Annotated in this window: 19 protein-coding genes; 13 read left to right on the top strand and 6 right to left on the bottom strand. The window is 57.5% G+C overall.

Translation table 11 applies throughout. The annotated features are described in order from the left end of the window. Nucleotides 1-37: 37 nt before the first annotated feature. The 5 genes from astA (at nt 38) to ompC (ending at nt 6,581) form a co-directional block, all read left to right on the top strand. Nucleotides 38-1,072, top strand: coding sequence for an arginine N-succinyltransferase (astA, locus tag ABTW55_RS19725; RefSeq protein ID WP_060421424.1), 1,035 nt, complete (start codon nt 38-40; stop codon nt 1,070-1,072). Further along, complete coding sequence (astD, locus tag ABTW55_RS19730) at nt 1,072-2,544, top strand: succinylglutamate-semialdehyde dehydrogenase (protein ID WP_060422326.1); 1,473 nt, start codon at nt 1,072-1,074, stop codon at nt 2,542-2,544. The genes astA and astD overlap by 1 nt, the downstream gene beginning before the upstream one ends. Before the next feature lie 52 nt (nt 2,545-2,596). Next, nucleotides 2,597-3,937 (top strand): N-succinylarginine dihydrolase, encoded by a 1,341-nt coding sequence (gene astB / locus ABTW55_RS19735; protein ID WP_060421421.1) that lies wholly within the window; start codon nt 2,597-2,599, stop codon nt 3,935-3,937. A gap of 10 nt (nt 3,938-3,947) precedes the next feature. After that, complete coding sequence (gene astE / locus ABTW55_RS19740) at nt 3,948-4,931, top strand: succinylglutamate desuccinylase (protein WP_060421418.1); 984 nt, start codon at nt 3,948-3,950, stop codon at nt 4,929-4,931. A 567-nt stretch (nt 4,932-5,498) separates the two neighbouring features. Continuing rightward, nucleotides 5,499-6,581: a porin OmpC gene (gene ompC / locus ABTW55_RS19745; RefSeq protein ID WP_033634904.1), complete on the top strand. Its 1,083-nt coding sequence runs from the start codon at nt 5,499-5,501 to the stop codon at nt 6,579-6,581. A 242-nt stretch (nt 6,582-6,823) separates the two neighbouring features. Here ompC and ABTW55_RS19750 read toward each other — a convergent pair whose 3' ends face one another. Then, nucleotides 6,824-7,048: a biofilm development regulator YmgB/AriR family protein gene (locus ABTW55_RS19750; protein ID WP_033634903.1), complete on the bottom strand. Its 225-nt coding sequence runs from the start codon at nt 7,046-7,048 to the stop codon at nt 6,824-6,826. Nucleotides 7,049-7,171: 123 nt separating this feature from the next. Continuing rightward, nucleotides 7,172-7,363: a YebW family protein gene (locus tag ABTW55_RS19755; protein ID WP_004934567.1), complete on the bottom strand. Its 192-nt coding sequence runs from the start codon at nt 7,361-7,363 to the stop codon at nt 7,172-7,174. 228 nt (nt 7,364-7,591) lie between these two features. Between ABTW55_RS19755 and lysM the strand changes: the two genes are divergently transcribed. The 5 genes from lysM to ABTW55_RS19780 all read left to right on the top strand — a co-directional run bounded on the left by lysM (nt 7,592) and on the right by ABTW55_RS19780 (nt 10,473). Continuing rightward, nucleotides 7,592-8,038: a peptidoglycan-binding protein LysM gene (gene lysM, locus ABTW55_RS19760; RefSeq protein WP_033634902.1), complete on the top strand. Its 447-nt coding sequence runs from the start codon at nt 7,592-7,594 to the stop codon at nt 8,036-8,038. 278 nt (nt 8,039-8,316) lie between these two features. Then, nucleotides 8,317-8,457: a hypothetical protein gene (locus ABTW55_RS19765; RefSeq protein ID WP_162846225.1), complete on the top strand. Its 141-nt coding sequence runs from the start codon at nt 8,317-8,319 to the stop codon at nt 8,455-8,457. A 23-nt stretch (nt 8,458-8,480) separates the two neighbouring features. Then, nucleotides 8,481-8,645, top strand: a complete 165-nt coding sequence (locus ABTW55_RS19770) for a hypothetical protein (RefSeq protein ID WP_162846224.1) — start codon at nt 8,481-8,483, stop codon at nt 8,643-8,645. Between the two features lie 105 nt (nt 8,646-8,750). Further along, nucleotides 8,751-9,692: a pirin family protein gene (locus tag ABTW55_RS19775; protein WP_033634901.1), complete on the top strand. Its 942-nt coding sequence runs from the start codon at nt 8,751-8,753 to the stop codon at nt 9,690-9,692. A gap of 427 nt (nt 9,693-10,119) precedes the next feature. Then, nucleotides 10,120-10,473, top strand: coding sequence for a DUF1304 domain-containing protein (locus tag ABTW55_RS19780; protein ID WP_033634900.1), 354 nt, complete (start codon nt 10,120-10,122; stop codon nt 10,471-10,473). A 21-nt stretch (nt 10,474-10,494) separates the two neighbouring features. On the opposite strand, the gene ABTW55_RS19785 is transcribed toward ABTW55_RS19780, so the two are convergent. Both ABTW55_RS19785 and ABTW55_RS19790 read right to left on the bottom strand, forming a co-directional pair. After that, complete coding sequence (locus tag ABTW55_RS19785) at nt 10,495-10,881, bottom strand: helix-turn-helix domain-containing protein (protein ID WP_004927697.1); 387 nt, start codon at nt 10,879-10,881, stop codon at nt 10,495-10,497. A gap of 447 nt (nt 10,882-11,328) precedes the next feature. Continuing rightward, nucleotides 11,329-11,541 (bottom strand): YccJ family protein, encoded by a 213-nt coding sequence (locus tag ABTW55_RS19790; RefSeq protein ID WP_004927694.1) that lies wholly within the window; start codon nt 11,539-11,541, stop codon nt 11,329-11,331. A gap of 183 nt (nt 11,542-11,724) precedes the next feature. Between ABTW55_RS19790 and ABTW55_RS19795 the strand changes: the two genes are divergently transcribed. After that, nucleotides 11,725-11,964: a DUF2766 family protein gene (locus ABTW55_RS19795; RefSeq protein ID WP_004927692.1), complete on the top strand. Its 240-nt coding sequence runs from the start codon at nt 11,725-11,727 to the stop codon at nt 11,962-11,964. Between the two features lie 40 nt (nt 11,965-12,004). Here ABTW55_RS19795 and ABTW55_RS19800 read toward each other — a convergent pair whose 3' ends face one another. Then, the gene (locus tag ABTW55_RS19800; RefSeq protein WP_004927690.1) at nt 12,005-12,238 is read right to left on the bottom strand and encodes a YobH family protein; all 234 of its coding nucleotides are present in this window, start codon (nt 12,236-12,238) and stop codon (nt 12,005-12,007) included. 161 nt (nt 12,239-12,399) lie between these two features. Between ABTW55_RS19800 and ABTW55_RS19805 the strand changes: the two genes are divergently transcribed. Next, the gene (locus tag ABTW55_RS19805; RefSeq protein ID WP_004927688.1) at nt 12,400-12,558 is read left to right on the top strand and encodes a PhoP/PhoQ regulator MgrB; all 159 of its coding nucleotides are present in this window, start codon (nt 12,400-12,402) and stop codon (nt 12,556-12,558) included. An 81-nt stretch (nt 12,559-12,639) separates the two neighbouring features. Continuing rightward, nucleotides 12,640-12,915, top strand: coding sequence for a YebO family protein (locus ABTW55_RS19810; protein WP_033647694.1), 276 nt, complete (start codon nt 12,640-12,642; stop codon nt 12,913-12,915). 36 nt (nt 12,916-12,951) lie between these two features. Here the strand turns inward: ABTW55_RS19810 and fos are convergent, their stop codons facing one another. Beyond that, complete coding sequence (gene fos / locus ABTW55_RS19815) at nt 12,952-13,359, bottom strand: fosfomycin resistance glutathione transferase (RefSeq protein ID WP_060421415.1); 408 nt, start codon at nt 13,357-13,359, stop codon at nt 12,952-12,954. Nucleotide 13,360 lies beyond the last annotated feature (1 nt).

Consider the following 13,360-nt stretch of genomic DNA (forward strand, 5'->3'; position numbering starts at 1 on the left):
TTCACCGGCGCAGCCTGATTCAGAAGAGGTTCGCATTATGATGATTATTCGCCCTATAGAGCGTCGCGATCTGGCGGATTTATTGACGCTGGCCGGTAAATCCGGCATCGGTCTCACTTCACTGCCGCAAAATGAAGATACCCTGTCGGCACGCATTGAGCGGGCGTTAAAAACCTGGCAAGGCGAACTTCCGCAAAGTGACCAGTGTTATTTGTTCGTGTTGGAAGACAGCGAGCGCCGTCAGGTGGTCGGGGTCTGCGCGATCGAAGTGGCCGTCGGCCTGGCGGAACCCTGGTACAGCTTCCGCGTCGGCACGCAGGTGCACGCTTCCAAACAGCTGAACGTCTATAAATCGGTGCCGACGCTGTTCCTCAGCAACGATCATACCGGCCATTCGGAGCTGTGCACGCTGTTCCTCGATCCGGATTATCGTCACGGCGAGAACGGCAAGCTGCTGTCGAAGGTGCGTTTCCTGTTTATTGCCGCGTTCCGCGAACGTTTCTCCCGGCGCCTGATCGCCGAGATGCGCGGTTTCTCCGATGAAAACGGCCGATCGCCGTTCTGGGAGAGCGTCGGGCGCCATTTCTTCTCCATCGAGTTCGCCAAGGCGGACTACCTGAGCGGCACCGGGCAAAAGGCGTTTATCGCCGAACTGATGCCGAAACACCCGTTGTATGTCGATTTCCTGGCCGAAGACGCGCAGAAAGTGATCGGCGAAGTGCATCCGCAAACCCTGCCGGCGCGCCGATTGCTGGAGGCGGAAGGCCTGAGCTATCAGGGCTACGTCGATATCTTCGACGGCGGCCCGACGCTGGAAGCCGAGATCGACCACATCCGTGCGGTGAAGCAGAGCCGCCTGGTGAAAGTGGTGCTGGATGACACGCCGATGCGCGCCGATGCGCCGGTGCATCTGGTGGCCAACGACAACTATCAGCACTACCGCGCACTGTTGGTCAATGCCGAACTGTATGACGACCGCCTGCATATCAACGCCGCCACCGCCGCGGCGCTGGGCGTCGAACAGGGCAGCCCGGTGCGGGTGCTCCCCCTTATTGCACAGGAGAAAGCATGATGTCTCATCCTGCACTGTTGATTAACGGCGTCTGGCGGCAGGGCCGCGGCGCCGAGTTCGGCAAGGCCGATCCGGTCGGCAACCAGCCGCTGTGGCGCGCCAACGCCGCCGATACCGACGACGTCGCCGCCGCCTGCGAGGCCGCGCGCGCCGCGTTCCCGGCCTGGGCGCGTACGCCGTTCGAGCAGCGCGAACAGCTGGTAAAACGCTTTGCCGCCTTGCTGGAAGAACACAAGCAGTCGCTGGCGGAAACCATCAGCCGCGAGACCGGCAAACCGCGCTGGGAAACGCTGACCGAAATTCAGGCGATGATCGGCAAGGTGGGCATTTCGCTGCAGGCCTATCAGACGCGCACCGGCTTTAGCCAGACGGCGATGGCCGACGGCGCTTCGGTGCTGCGCCATCGTCCGCACGGCGTGCTGGCGGTGTTCGGGCCTTACAACTTCCCCGGCCATCTGCCGAACGGCCATATCGTGCCGGCGCTGTTGGCCGGCAACTGCGTGGTATTCAAACCGAGCGAGCTGACGCCGCTGACCGCCGAGGAGACCCTGAAGCTGTGGCTGCAGGCCGGCCTGCCGGACGGGGTGATCAACCTGGTGCAAGGCGGCCGCGAGACCGGCGAAGCGCTGGCGGCCAGTGCGGATATCGACGGCCTGCTGTTCACCGGCAGCGCCGGCACCGGCTATCACCTGCATCGCCAATTGGCGGGGCAGCCGGAGAAGATCCTGGCGTTGGAGATGGGCGGCAACAACGCGCTGATCGTCGACGGTTTTGACGATCGCGATGCGGCGGTCAACCTGGCTATCCAATCGGCGTTTATCTCCGCCGGCCAACGCTGCACCTGTTCACGCCGTATTCTGGTGAAGCAGGGGGCGGAAGGCGACGCCTTTATCGAACGTTTGGTCCAGGTGGCGGGCGAACTGCGCGTCGGCCGCTGGGATGCCGAACCGCAGCCGTTCATGGGCGGGGTGGTGTCGGCAGCCGCGGCGGAAAACATGCTGAACGCGCAGCAGCGCTTGCTGGCGCTGGGCGGCAAATCGCTGCTGAGCATGCGCCTGCTGGAACCGGGCAGTTCGCTGCTCAGCCCGGGCATCGTCGATCTGACCGGCGTGGACGGCGTACCGGACGAAGAGTATTTCGGCCCCTTGACCACCATCGTGCGTTACCGCGATTTCGACGAAGCGCTACAGCTCGCCAACCGGACGCGCTACGGCCTGTCGGTGGGGCTGGTATCGCCGCAGCGCGAGTTGTTCGAGCGCTTGCTGCTGGAAGCGCGCGCCGGCATCGTCAACTGGAACAAGCCGCTGACCGGGGCGTCCAGCGCGGCGCCGTTCGGTGGCGTGGGGGCCTCCGGCAACCATCGCCCAAGCGCCTTCTATGCGGCGGACTATTGCGCCTGGCCGATGGCTTCGCTGGAAAGCGAAAGCCTGTCGCTGCCGGCGACGCTCTCGCCGGGCTTGTCGTTCCGTTAATCGTCTGCGGCGGCGCGATGGCGCCGCCGCAGACCATCCCCAGGGGATAGCCATGTCAGGATATGAAGTCAATTTCGACGGTTTGGTGGGGCCGACGCACCACTATGCCGGGCTGTCGTTCGGCAATGAGGCCTCGACGCAGCACCAAAACAGCGTATCTAACCCAAAGCTGGCGGCGAAACAAGGTTTGCTGAAAATGAAGGCGCTGGCCGATCTCGGTTTCCAGCAAGGGGTATTGCCGCCGCAGGAGCGGCCGCATGTGCCGATGCTGCGGCGCCTGGGTTTCAGCGGCAGCGATGAGGCGGTGCTGGCGCAGGCGATGCGCCAGTCGCCGCGCCTGCTGTCGGCGCTCAGCTCGGCATCTTGCATGTGGACCGCCAATGCGGCCACCGTGTCGCCTTCGGCGGACAGCGCCGACGGCAAGGTGCATTTCACCGCCGCCAACCTGAACAACAAATTCCACCGCGCCATCGAAGCGGAAACCACCACCGCCGTATTGCGGGCGATGTTCAGCGACGATCGGCATTTCGCCCACCATGAGGCGCTGCCGCAGGTGGCGTTGTTCGGCGACGAAGGGGCCGCCAACCACAACCGTTTGGGCGGCGACTACGCCAAGCGCAGCGTGCAGGTGTTCGTCTACGGTCGGCAGGAGTTCGGCGGCGAAACGGCGCCGGCGCGTTATCCGGCGCGCCAGACGCGCGAAGCCGGTGAGGCGATCGCTCGCCTGCACCAGTTGGACGAGCAGCATACGGTCTTTGTGCAGCAAAACCCGGCGGTGATCGATCAGGGCGTGTTCCATAACGACGTGATTGCGGTCAGCAACCAAAACGTACTTTTCCACCACCAGCAGGCGTTTCACCGCCAGCAGCAGGCGCTGGATGAAGTGCGCCGCAAGATGGCGTCGCTGGACAGCGAGCTGGTGGCGATCGAAGTGCCGACCGAGCGCGTTTCGGTGGCGGACGCGGTGGCGACCTACCTGTTCAATAGCCAAATTCTTACCAAACCGAACGGCAGGATGATGATCGTGGTGCCGGAAGAGTCGCGTCAGCACGCCGGCGTGTGGCGTTATCTGAACGACATGGTCGGCAGCGGCGGCCCGATCGATGAAATCCGCGTGTTCGACCTGCGCGAAAGCATGCGCAACGGCGGCGGCCCGGCCTGCCTGCGGTTGCGGGTGGCGCTCAACGAACAAGAGTTGAGAGCGGTCAATCCGCGCGTGATGATGAACGAGCGGCTGTTTGCGACGCTGAACGAATGGGTGGATCGTCATTACCGCGATCGCCTGACGCAGGATGACCTGGCCGATCCGCTGCTGCTGCGCGAAGGGCGCGAGGCGCTGGATGCGCTGACGTCGATCCTCGGCCTCGGTTCCATCTATCCATTCCAACGCTAAGGGAGGCGGCATGATCGATCTACTGCCCCTGACGCTGGAAGGGAACGAACCCGTCGAATGGCAGGGTGAAACACCACAGCTGCGCTGGCGCTGGCAGGGGGAAGGGGTGCTGGAGCTCACGCCGCGGCAGCCTTACCGCCAGGCGATGGTGATGTCGGCGGGCGTGCACGGCAACGAAACAGCGCCGATTGAACTGCTCAATCAGTTGGTCGGCGATCTGCTGGCCGGCCGGTTGCCGCTGAAGGTGCGGCTGTTGGTGGTGCTGGGTAACCCGGCGGCGATGCGGGCCGGCAAGCGTTATCTGCACAGCGATATGAACCGCATGTTCGGCGGCCGCTACCGCAACTTCGCCGCCAGCGGCGAAACCGTGCGTGCGCAGCAGTTGGAGCGTGCGCTCGCCGCCTTTTTCGATGGCGAGCAGGCGGCGCGTTTCCACTACGATTTGCACACCGCCATCCGTGAATCGCGTTTGCCGCGCTTCGGCATTCTGCCCTTCCAGAAACGCCCGTACAGCGAGCCGATGTTGCAGCTGCTGGATGCCGCCGATCTGGATGCGCTGGTGGTGCACAGCGCGCCGGGCGGTACCTTTAGCCACTACTCCAGCGAACATCTCAATGCGGCGAGCTGTACGCTCGAGTTGGGCAAGGCGCGGCCGTTCGGCAGTAACGATCTGCAGCAGTTCGCCGCCATCGATCGCGCGCTGCGGGCGGCGGTCAGCGAAGGGCCGTCGCCGGTGCGTGCGGGCGCCGAGATTCGGGTTTTCCGTGTGATGCACTCGTTGATCAAGCACAGCGAAGATTTCAAGCTGCACCTGGAGGATGACACGGCCAACTTCACCGAGCTGAAACCGGGGATGTTGCTGTGCGAGCAGCCGCAGGAGGAGTATCGCGTGGGCCAGGAGGGGGCGTGGATACTGTTCCCTAACCCCGGTGTGGCGTTGGGCCTGCGTGCCGGTATGTTGTTGAGCGAAGTTTCCCGTTCTACGCTGTATTGATTTATCCACGGCGGCGCCCTCAGCGCGCCGCCGTTATTCCCTTCATTATTTTAGTCTGCTATTTCCCGCTATTTTAATTGCCGTAAGGCGAATTTTATTCGTTCCGAAGAGATTCCCTTATGTGAATGAATAAAAGGCGGTGTCAGATGATTAGCTGAAAGTCTTAATTGCCTGGTGAATATGTTAAGACAAAAATGTGAAATAAGTAACGTTTTTAATAACCATGCTAATTTTGTTGTTACCTTTGAATCGCGCAGAAAGCACGCAAAACGAAACCTAAATGCACCATATTAGTGCGCTGCACCATTTTGGTTATAACTTATGTGGCAAAATATTCATATATTCAATGAGTTGTGCGGTGCTTGGTTTGTAATGTTTGGTTACAAATAAACATGCTTTCTCCTCGTTGTTTCATGAACTTTTTGATTTTAAGTTTTGATTCATGATGCTAATGTCACATCACCCCCGTATTAGGGGTGCTCATAAAATACCAAAAGATAAAATCACAGCCCAAATTATAAATGGGCGTGACGGGCAGGGTTCTAATTATAATATCTAGGAAAATAAATGATGAAACGCAGTGTATTAGCCTTAGCTGTCGCCCTCGGGGCGATCACCTCCTTCGCCAACGCGGCTGAAATCTACAATAAGGATGGCAATAAACTCGACCTGTACGGCCGTGTTAACGCCAAGCATTATTTCAGCGACAGTAAATCCAACGACGGTGATATGACCTATGTTCGCCTGGGCTTCAAAGGCGAAACGCAAATCAATGATCAGTTGACCGGGTACGGCCAGTGGGAATACAACGTCCAGGCCAATCATGACGAAGCGCAGGGCACTACCGGCACCAAAACGCGTCTGGGCTTCGCGGGGCTGAAATTCGGCAACTACGGTTCTTTCGACTACGGCCGCAACTATGGTGTGGTCTATGACGCCGAGGCTTACACCGACATGCTGCCGGAGTTCGGCGGCGACTCCTACAGCTATACCGATAACTTTATGACCGCCCGTTCCAACGGTTTGGCCACCTACCGCAACCGTGATTTCTTCGGTTTGGTGGACGGCCTGAATCTGGCGGTGCAGTACCAGGGTAAAAACGATGGCGACGGACGCAGCGTGACCAAGCAAAACGGCGACGGTTACGGCCTGTCTCTGGACTATCAGGACATCGGCGGTTCCGGCATCGGCGTAGCGGCGGCGTTCTCCGACTCCAACCGCACCAGCGCTCAAAAAGCGCTGCAGTACGGTAAAGGCGACAGCGCCACCGCATGGACCACTGCGGTGAAATACGATGCCAACCAGGTTTACCTGGCTGCGATGTATGCCGAAACCCGCAACATGACGCCGATCAGCGTCAACGGCACTTCCGGTTTCGCCAATAAAACGCAAAACTTCGAAGTTGTGGCCCAGTATCAATTCGAGAACGGTCTGCGTCCTTCCGTGGCTTACGTGCAGTCCAAAGGCAAGGATATCGAAGGGATCGGTGATGCCGACCTGGTGAAGTACGTGGAAGTGGGGGCGACTTACTACTTCAACAAAAATATGTACACCTACGTTGATTACCAAATCAACCAGTTGAGCGACGATAACAAACTGAAACTGGCCAACGATGATATCGTTGCCGTCAGCCTGACGTATCGCTTCTAATCTGCAATTCCCTTACCTTCATCCTGTGTCGGGATTGGTAATCAGGCGGGGCGCAAGCCCCGCCTTAGCTCGTTGACAAAGGCGGAAAAAGCGTGGTTTCTCCTTCTTTGTGGTGAGCAACCGAAAATCAATGAATTGATTTCCCTTATTTTAAATGCTGTTTTCGGTAAACCTGGCAATGTCATCAGGCTTGTCATTAACCTCAGGCGGGGCGCAAGCCCGGCCTTCGTTTTATCGGGATCTCAGCCTTTGGGCGCCAGCCCGACCAGCTCAATGGCGGAACGCAGCGCGGCGAAACGTTGCTGATCCTGCTCACGCTCTATTTCGTTCACCAGCTGTGAAAGAATATTGCCGCCGGAGACCTTTTTATGGTTTTGGATTAACTGCAACACTGCGTCGCCTAACGCCAGGCTGACGTCGTGCAGCAGAGTTTCATATTGCTCGTTGGAGTGAGCCGATGCTGGCATGACCTTTCTCTGTCTCTTTCTTCTTCGGGAGCCGCAATTTAGCAAAACAGCGGCCTTATGCCTCGGAGGAAGACGCAGTTTCCGATGAAATCAGAAATTCCTCAGCGTCGCGCGGGGAGGGCGTTAAAAATCCGAGTATTCGCTGGCTGGCAACCAGAAGCCGTCGATAAACTCTTCCATGGGATAACAGCCGGCGTGTCGCAAGTTCTGTTCCTTCATTGCGACCAGGCATTGCGGCTCGTCGCGCAATATGTCGACCACCATTTCACTGCAGCCACCATCCAGATAACAGACAAACATCACCAATGCGTACATCGTTGCACGCCTCCTTCGTCGAGTTGCTCTGTCTGCAACAGTGTAGGTAAAAAAGCGCGATTTTTCAGCATCATTGCGCGATTAATCGCCACCGAAACGCCGTTGACTGCACTTTCGGAATACTCTAACCGTTTCTGACGCCGTGAGCGGATGGCATATCCTTTTGTCGATGCTAAGCTTAACAAGCCTTACTTAAACGCATTAGTGAAACCATCAAAAGGAGTGAATATGGGCTTGTTTAACTTCGTCAAAGAAGCGGGCGAAAAACTGTGGGACACAGTCACCGGCAATGCCTCCGCCGAAGATCAAGGCGCCAAACTCAAGGAGCATCTCGATAAGAGCGGCTTGCCGGGCACCGACAAAGTCAATGTGCAGGTGATCGATGGTAAAGCCGTAGTGACCGGCGACGCCGTCAGCCAGGAGTTAAAAGAGAAGATCCTGGTGGCTGTCGGCAACGTGGCGGGCATCAGCGGCGTGGAGGATAAGGTGGCGGTGACGCAACCCGACGCCGAGAGCCGCTTCTATACCGTGAAGAAGGGCGATACGCTGAGCGCCATTTCTAAAGAGATGTACGGCAACGCCAATCAGTACAACAAGATTTTCGAAGCCAACAAGCCGATGCTGTCGAGCCCGGACAAGATTTATCCTGGGCAGGTGTTGCGTATCCCGCAATAACGCGTCGGTCTGCCATAGCCCGGTTGCGTACCGGGCTTTTTTTTGTCCTCTGCAATAGGTGTCTCTTATTTCCCTGCGATCTTGATGCCGGTTACATTTCCCCTGTGTACCCGCTTGCTTGCCGGCAGGCGCGGTGTTGACCCTGATGGGGAAAATTGATAGCGTCTTCCCCCGGTTGAGCCGGAACGACCAAGGCGGCAACGTAGGCGCCTTATTCTGAGGGGATGTTTTGCCCCGTCAAACAGCAATGCAGCAGTTGAACGAGTGAAACCGATTTAGTGAAACAACAGCGTAACGCCTCAACGGATAAAAACTATCGAGAAACCTTGGGTGATGCGCAATTTGCGATCGTCGTGTTGGCGGTGGCGTCCTGCTCACTGATTATCTTTACGCTGGCGGTCACGCTGTGGGTGACCTGACGCGATTAACTAGGGGAGATAAAATGGAGCCTAATCTCCATGATGAGACCAAACTGCTGGCGATTATCGGCCTGTTGGTGTCCGTGCTGCTGGTGGTATCAATTCTCTTTGGCGTGACCTATTTCTCCGATCTCAGGCACGCGCAGGACGATATAGACATCATGAGTTGCTATATCAAAGCGTCCTGATCCGCGCAACTGCGCCGGAGCGTCGCCGCTCTGTGGGGAAGCTGTCCTGTGTTAAGCTTGGGCGGTTACCCTTGGCGAATCGGCGCCATTCAGGAGGTCTTTGCGATGAGTCAGTCACGTCCTACGCTCTCTTCACCTGCACGCGAATGCCCTGTCGTTGACGGCGTGCGCCAGATACAACGTATTGCCGTGCGTAACGCAGAAGTGGGGGGCATCCCGATCAACCGCGCGTTACCAACCCGGGAGCGGCGCACCGTCGGCGCCTGGTGTTTTCTCGATCACGCCGGGCCGACGGTATTCAACGGCACCTCGCCCGGCATGGATGTGGGGCCGCATCCGCACATCGGGCTGCAAACGTTCACCTGGATGATAGAGGGGGAGGTGCTGCACCGAGACAGCCTCGGCAGTGAGCAGGTGATTCGCCCGGGCCAGGTTAATCTGATGACCGCAGGGCGCGGCATTGCGCATACCGAACAGTCGGTGGGTGAGCAACGGCGATTGCATGCCGCACAATTATGGATCGCGCTGCCGGCCGAACATGCCGACATGGCGCCACGCTTCGATCATTATCCTGACTTGCCGCAATGGCAGAATAACGGCGTGAATCACCGTTTGCTGGTGGGGGAATTTGGCGCTTACCGTTCACCGGTGTTTACGCTTTCGCCATTAATCGCCATTGATCTGGAATGGCAGGAAGCGGCGAGGATCGAATTGCCGCTGCGCGATGATTATGAAATCGGCTTTTTGCCCCTTATTGGTGCATTTGAACTTAATGGTGAAACTTTTTCACCTGATGAGTTCGCCTATTTGGGCATGAAGAATAACTCTATTGGGTTAAATGCGCAAAAGGGCAGCCGGGGATTATTAATCGGTGGGGCGCCATTAAACGAAGAGATCCTTATCTGGTGGAATTTCGTTGGCCATAGCAAGGCTGAAATTACTCGGGCTCAGCATGATTGGGAACAAGGGGCGCCGCGCTTCCCGGCGGTTAGCGGTTATTCTGGTGAGCGCATGACCGCGCCACGCCTGCCCTGGAGCGATGTTTGATAGCGTTAGGATATAATCGCCGCGATTATTCGGCTTATTTCGCTCTAATAAGGCGCAATTAATGTGATCGCGGCTCCAGCTTTACGACAATATAAGGTTTATCGGCGGAAAAGTGATCTGGCGCATATAATGACAGCGAGAAGAAGTTTAGGATAATCCTCAGGAAGTAAGGTTGTCTCCCGTTAGTCAGATGTCAGTGAGGTCATTATGAGCCAGGTACTCTATCGTGCAAGACTGTCCCATGTCGTGGTTGCCACGGCGCTGTTTTGGGCCTCTGTCGCGGCATTGTTGGTCGCCGTATTAAACTAACCTCAAAAAATGACTCCTGCATAAACCCGCCTCGGCGGGTTTTTTTATCTCCGCCGGTGGGAAGATGAGAGGCGGAGTTTATAATTGATGGCATCTTCAATAAACGACCGGGATCCTCATGAAGTTCTTTGCCGATATTTTGCTGCTGCTCATCGCAGCGCTCCATCTTTATATCCTGGTGCTGGAAATGTTCCTGTGGCGTACGCCACTCGGCAGGCGCGCATTCGGCACGACGGCGGAGTTCGCCGCCGCCACCCGGGTGTTGGCCGCCAATCAGGGGTTGTACAACGGCTTTCTGGCGGTGGGGTTGGCATGGAGCTACTGGCGTGGGGATATGGCGCTGCAGCTGTTCTTTCTCGGGTGCGTGTTGGCGGCCGGCGTGTTCGGCGGGCTGACCGCCAGCCGCAAAATTCTGTGGGTGCAGGCGCTGCCGGCCGCGATCGCGATACTGGCGGCATGGGCGGCGCGTTAACCCGCCGGTTTGCGGCGGGCTTCAGGCGGATTTTTGGTGAATGACGTGCAGCGGCGGATCGATATGCAGATCGACGCTCAAATCCTGGCGGAAATCATAGGGCGTGATATTAAAACGCTTTCTGAACATGTACGTGAAGTGAGACTGTGAACCGAAGCCAAAGTCCAGGGCAATATCGAAGATCGACGCTTCACTGCTGCGCAGTTGGTAGACCGCGCCGGCCAGACGGCGTTCGCGAATGTATTTGCCGAGCGAAATCCCCGTCGCTTCTTTGAACAGCTTCTGCATGTGCCACAGCGAGTAGCCGGAGTACTCGGCCAGCTCTTCGAGATGGATCACTCGTCCGAGGTGAGTTTCGACCCATTTGCTGAGGGCGCAGACCAATGAGAGGTGGTGTTCTTGTATCATCAGTGCGTCAGTGTGAGACCTACATAGCGGTGAAGTATACACAACTTGCCGCCGTGGACAAAAACGCCGCCGGTGTCGGGCGGCAATTATTCGGAAAAACCGCTTAACCGCCGCTTGTCAGCCGAAAGGAAAAACGGCTAATCTGAGACGGTCACCGCCTCGGTGGGGGACGCAAAGAAGGCCGCAGCAAGTAACCGCCAAAACAGAGTCAGCCGTAACAACTCAACGTTGATGGGGTGATCGCATGTTAATGACAGTGATTATTACTCTGGTTGTAATCGTGGGCGTCGGCGCTTTTATGGCGATGCCGGTGATGAGCATGAAAAACGCGGAAGGTGTGGGAGGTGAAGAACCGTGAGAGCAAGAGATATTGCACGCCGCTGAGCGGGGCGAACGCCAATCGGGAAAGCCTGGGTCAGAAACCCGGGCTTTTTGTTGCGCAGGCGCTCAAACGTTTTTCCGCTCGACGGTTTCCTCTCCCCAATAAAGCTGGTCGGCGGTGGTTTTGGCAAAGGCCTTCTCCAGCGCTTCGTCACTGCCTTCTTCCCAGATTTTCTGCGCCAACACTTCGTCGTTCCCTGCCAGTTCAAAAATGGCTTCGGCGATCTCCACCGAAGTTTCACGCACTGTCGCCCAGGATTTCACATTGTGATTCGCCATAACTTTCTCCTGTTGGTTGTGGCTTGGGGGTGGTTTTTGCCACCGTCATGCTGCAAGTATAGGCTAATCCGCCGCGGGCTTTTGCCCGGCGGTGCGCAGAAGGGGAAAAAGACGGGGAGAGCGGGCAATGGCGCGGACGTCATGCTATTCTGTGCGGCGTTTGAATCAAGAAGGAAAGTTATTATGTCTGACATGCTGAGCAACGAGCAGGAATTGGCTTCCGATCTGGTCGCTTGCCAACTGGTCATCAAACAGATTCTGGACGTTATCGACGTGATTGCGCCGACCGAAGTGCGCGACAAGATGGCGGGTCAGCTCAAAAGCATCGATTTCTCCACGCACCCTGCTGGCGCCGATCCGGTGACCCGCCGAGCGATTGACAAGGCGATTGCGCTGATCGAGATGAAGTTTACCCGCAACTGAGGCGGGGCCGCCGCAGAGCGGCGGCGTCGGGCGGTGGCGGTTAATCCACCACCGTTTCGATTTTCTTGAACAGCGGGCAGTCGGCTACGCCGATGAAACCGTTGTCGCCATTCACGTACTGGGCGATCGCCACGTTACGCGCCGTCAGGTATTTGCACTGCAATCCCAACCCGCCAACGTTTTTGTTGCTGCCGATCAGCACGCCGTAACCCGAGATCAAAAAGCCGCCGTAAATGACCGCCAACACCAGTACCCACTTAATCAATTTACTCATCGCATTTCCTCGTTGTCCCTGAGGGAGCATCTAGCCACGGCGCGCATGCGAGGGCAAGGGTAACAGTCTGAAAACCGGGCGATAGCCAGAAATCTAAACGAAAAGTTAAACTTCGTTTAACTTCGCTGTGATAACATGCGCGATAGATTACCCAGATAACAATGAGGCTGCTAAATTTGTTGCGAAAAAAAATCCTCGTGATAATGACGGCCGTCGCTGCCTGCCTGTTTTTCTACCTGCTGGCGCTGGACAGCTATTGCGACGATGGTGGAAATTTTGCGTTGGGCATCTGTTCGGTGACCCGCTTCGTGCCCTGGTAAGCAATTTTCGGCAGGGATGTTCGCACGGCCGCCGCGAGTGTTAAGATGGCGGCCTGAATGTCGCAGTAGATAGGGTTTTTCATGTATGATTTAGGTTTTGGCCAGAACGGCCTGTTGTCGCTGGCCCTCGCCGCCGTGGCGTTGCTGGCCGGGCTGTGGGTTTGGTTCCTGGTGAACCGCGCCAGCGTGCGCGCCAACGAGCAGATTCGCCTGCTGCAAGAGATTGCCGAGCAACAGCGTCAGCAAACGGCGCTGTTGAAGCGTATGGCGCACCGCGCTGGCACTGACGGCGCTGCTGCTGACGACGACGATCTCAGCCCCGCGCTGGATTTCAAAGGTTTTATCCCCGAACGTTGAGCATGATGCTCCGGCTGGCGCTGCCGCCGGGGCGCCTCAGTAAAACACCATGCCCTGATAAGGTTTTTCCCGGCATGCCGCCAGGCGGCTGGCCAAATCGCCGGCATGGATCTCCAATTGATGCCCATCAGGATCGAGAAAATAAAGTGATTCGCCTTCGCTGCGATTGCTTTTCCACTCTTCGACGCCGGCCTGGCGCAACCGCTGGCTGGCCTGTTCAATGTGTTCCGGCGCTACGCTGAAGGCGTAATGGGTGTAATCGCGCTCGCGTTGTTGCGTGCGCCTTTCATCCAGCGAAAGGCATAGCCACAATGACCCCAACGAAAGATAGGCGCCGCCTTGCCAGCGGGCGTGCGGGGTAAAACCCAACAGATGACGATAAAAATCGAAGCTGCGATCGAGATCGCTGACGGCAAGCGTCAGATGGTTGAGGCCGGTCAACATG

Source organism: Serratia sp. SM04, from assembly GCF_040280225.1.
In the GTDB taxonomy this organism is placed as follows: Bacteria; Pseudomonadota; Gammaproteobacteria; order Enterobacterales; family Enterobacteriaceae; genus Serratia; species Serratia sarumanii.

Excerpts from the sequence above, each read along its gene's own strand:
- astB (WP_060421421.1), top strand. The coding sequence starts at position 2,597 with ATGTCAGGATATGAAGTCAATTTCGACGGTTTGGTGGGGCCGACGCAC.
- astE (WP_060421418.1), top strand. The coding sequence starts at position 3,948 with ATGATCGATCTACTGCCCCTGACGCTGGAAGGGAACGAACCCGTCGAA.
- ABTW55_RS19775 (WP_033634901.1), top strand. The coding sequence starts at position 8,751 with ATGAGTCAGTCACGTCCTACGCTCTCTTCACCTGCACGCGAATGCCCT.
- ABTW55_RS19795 (WP_004927692.1), top strand. The coding sequence starts at position 11,725 with ATGTCTGACATGCTGAGCAACGAGCAGGAATTGGCTTCCGATCTGGTC.
- astA (WP_060421424.1), top strand. The coding sequence starts at position 38 with ATGATGATTATTCGCCCTATAGAGCGTCGCGATCTGGCGGATTTATTG.
- fos (WP_060421415.1), bottom strand. The coding sequence starts at position 13,359 with ATGTTGACCGGCCTCAACCATCTGACGCTTGCCGTCAGCGATCTCGAT.
- ABTW55_RS19755 (WP_004934567.1), bottom strand. The coding sequence starts at position 7,363 with ATGTACGCATTGGTGATGTTTGTCTGTTATCTGGATGGTGGCTGCAGT.
- ABTW55_RS19790 (WP_004927694.1), bottom strand. The coding sequence starts at position 11,541 with ATGGCGAATCACAATGTGAAATCCTGGGCGACAGTGCGTGAAACTTCG.
- astD (WP_060422326.1), top strand. The coding sequence starts at position 1,072 with ATGTCTCATCCTGCACTGTTGATTAACGGCGTCTGGCGGCAGGGCCGC.
- ABTW55_RS19750 (WP_033634903.1), bottom strand. The coding sequence starts at position 7,048 with ATGCCAGCATCGGCTCACTCCAACGAGCAATATGAAACTCTGCTGCAC.
- ABTW55_RS19810 (WP_033647694.1), top strand. The coding sequence starts at position 12,640 with ATGTATGATTTAGGTTTTGGCCAGAACGGCCTGTTGTCGCTGGCCCTC.
- ompC (WP_033634904.1), top strand. The coding sequence starts at position 5,499 with ATGATGAAACGCAGTGTATTAGCCTTAGCTGTCGCCCTCGGGGCGATC.
- ABTW55_RS19770 (WP_162846224.1), top strand. The coding sequence starts at position 8,481 with ATGGAGCCTAATCTCCATGATGAGACCAAACTGCTGGCGATTATCGGC.
- ABTW55_RS19800 (WP_004927690.1), bottom strand. The coding sequence starts at position 12,238 with ATGAGTAAATTGATTAAGTGGGTACTGGTGTTGGCGGTCATTTACGGC.
- ABTW55_RS19785 (WP_004927697.1), bottom strand. The coding sequence starts at position 10,881 with ATGATACAAGAACACCACCTCTCATTGGTCTGCGCCCTCAGCAAATGG.
- ABTW55_RS19805 (WP_004927688.1), top strand. The coding sequence starts at position 12,400 with ATGAGGCTGCTAAATTTGTTGCGAAAAAAAATCCTCGTGATAATGACG.
- lysM (WP_033634902.1), top strand. The coding sequence starts at position 7,592 with ATGGGCTTGTTTAACTTCGTCAAAGAAGCGGGCGAAAAACTGTGGGAC.
- ABTW55_RS19780 (WP_033634900.1), top strand. The coding sequence starts at position 10,120 with ATGAAGTTCTTTGCCGATATTTTGCTGCTGCTCATCGCAGCGCTCCAT.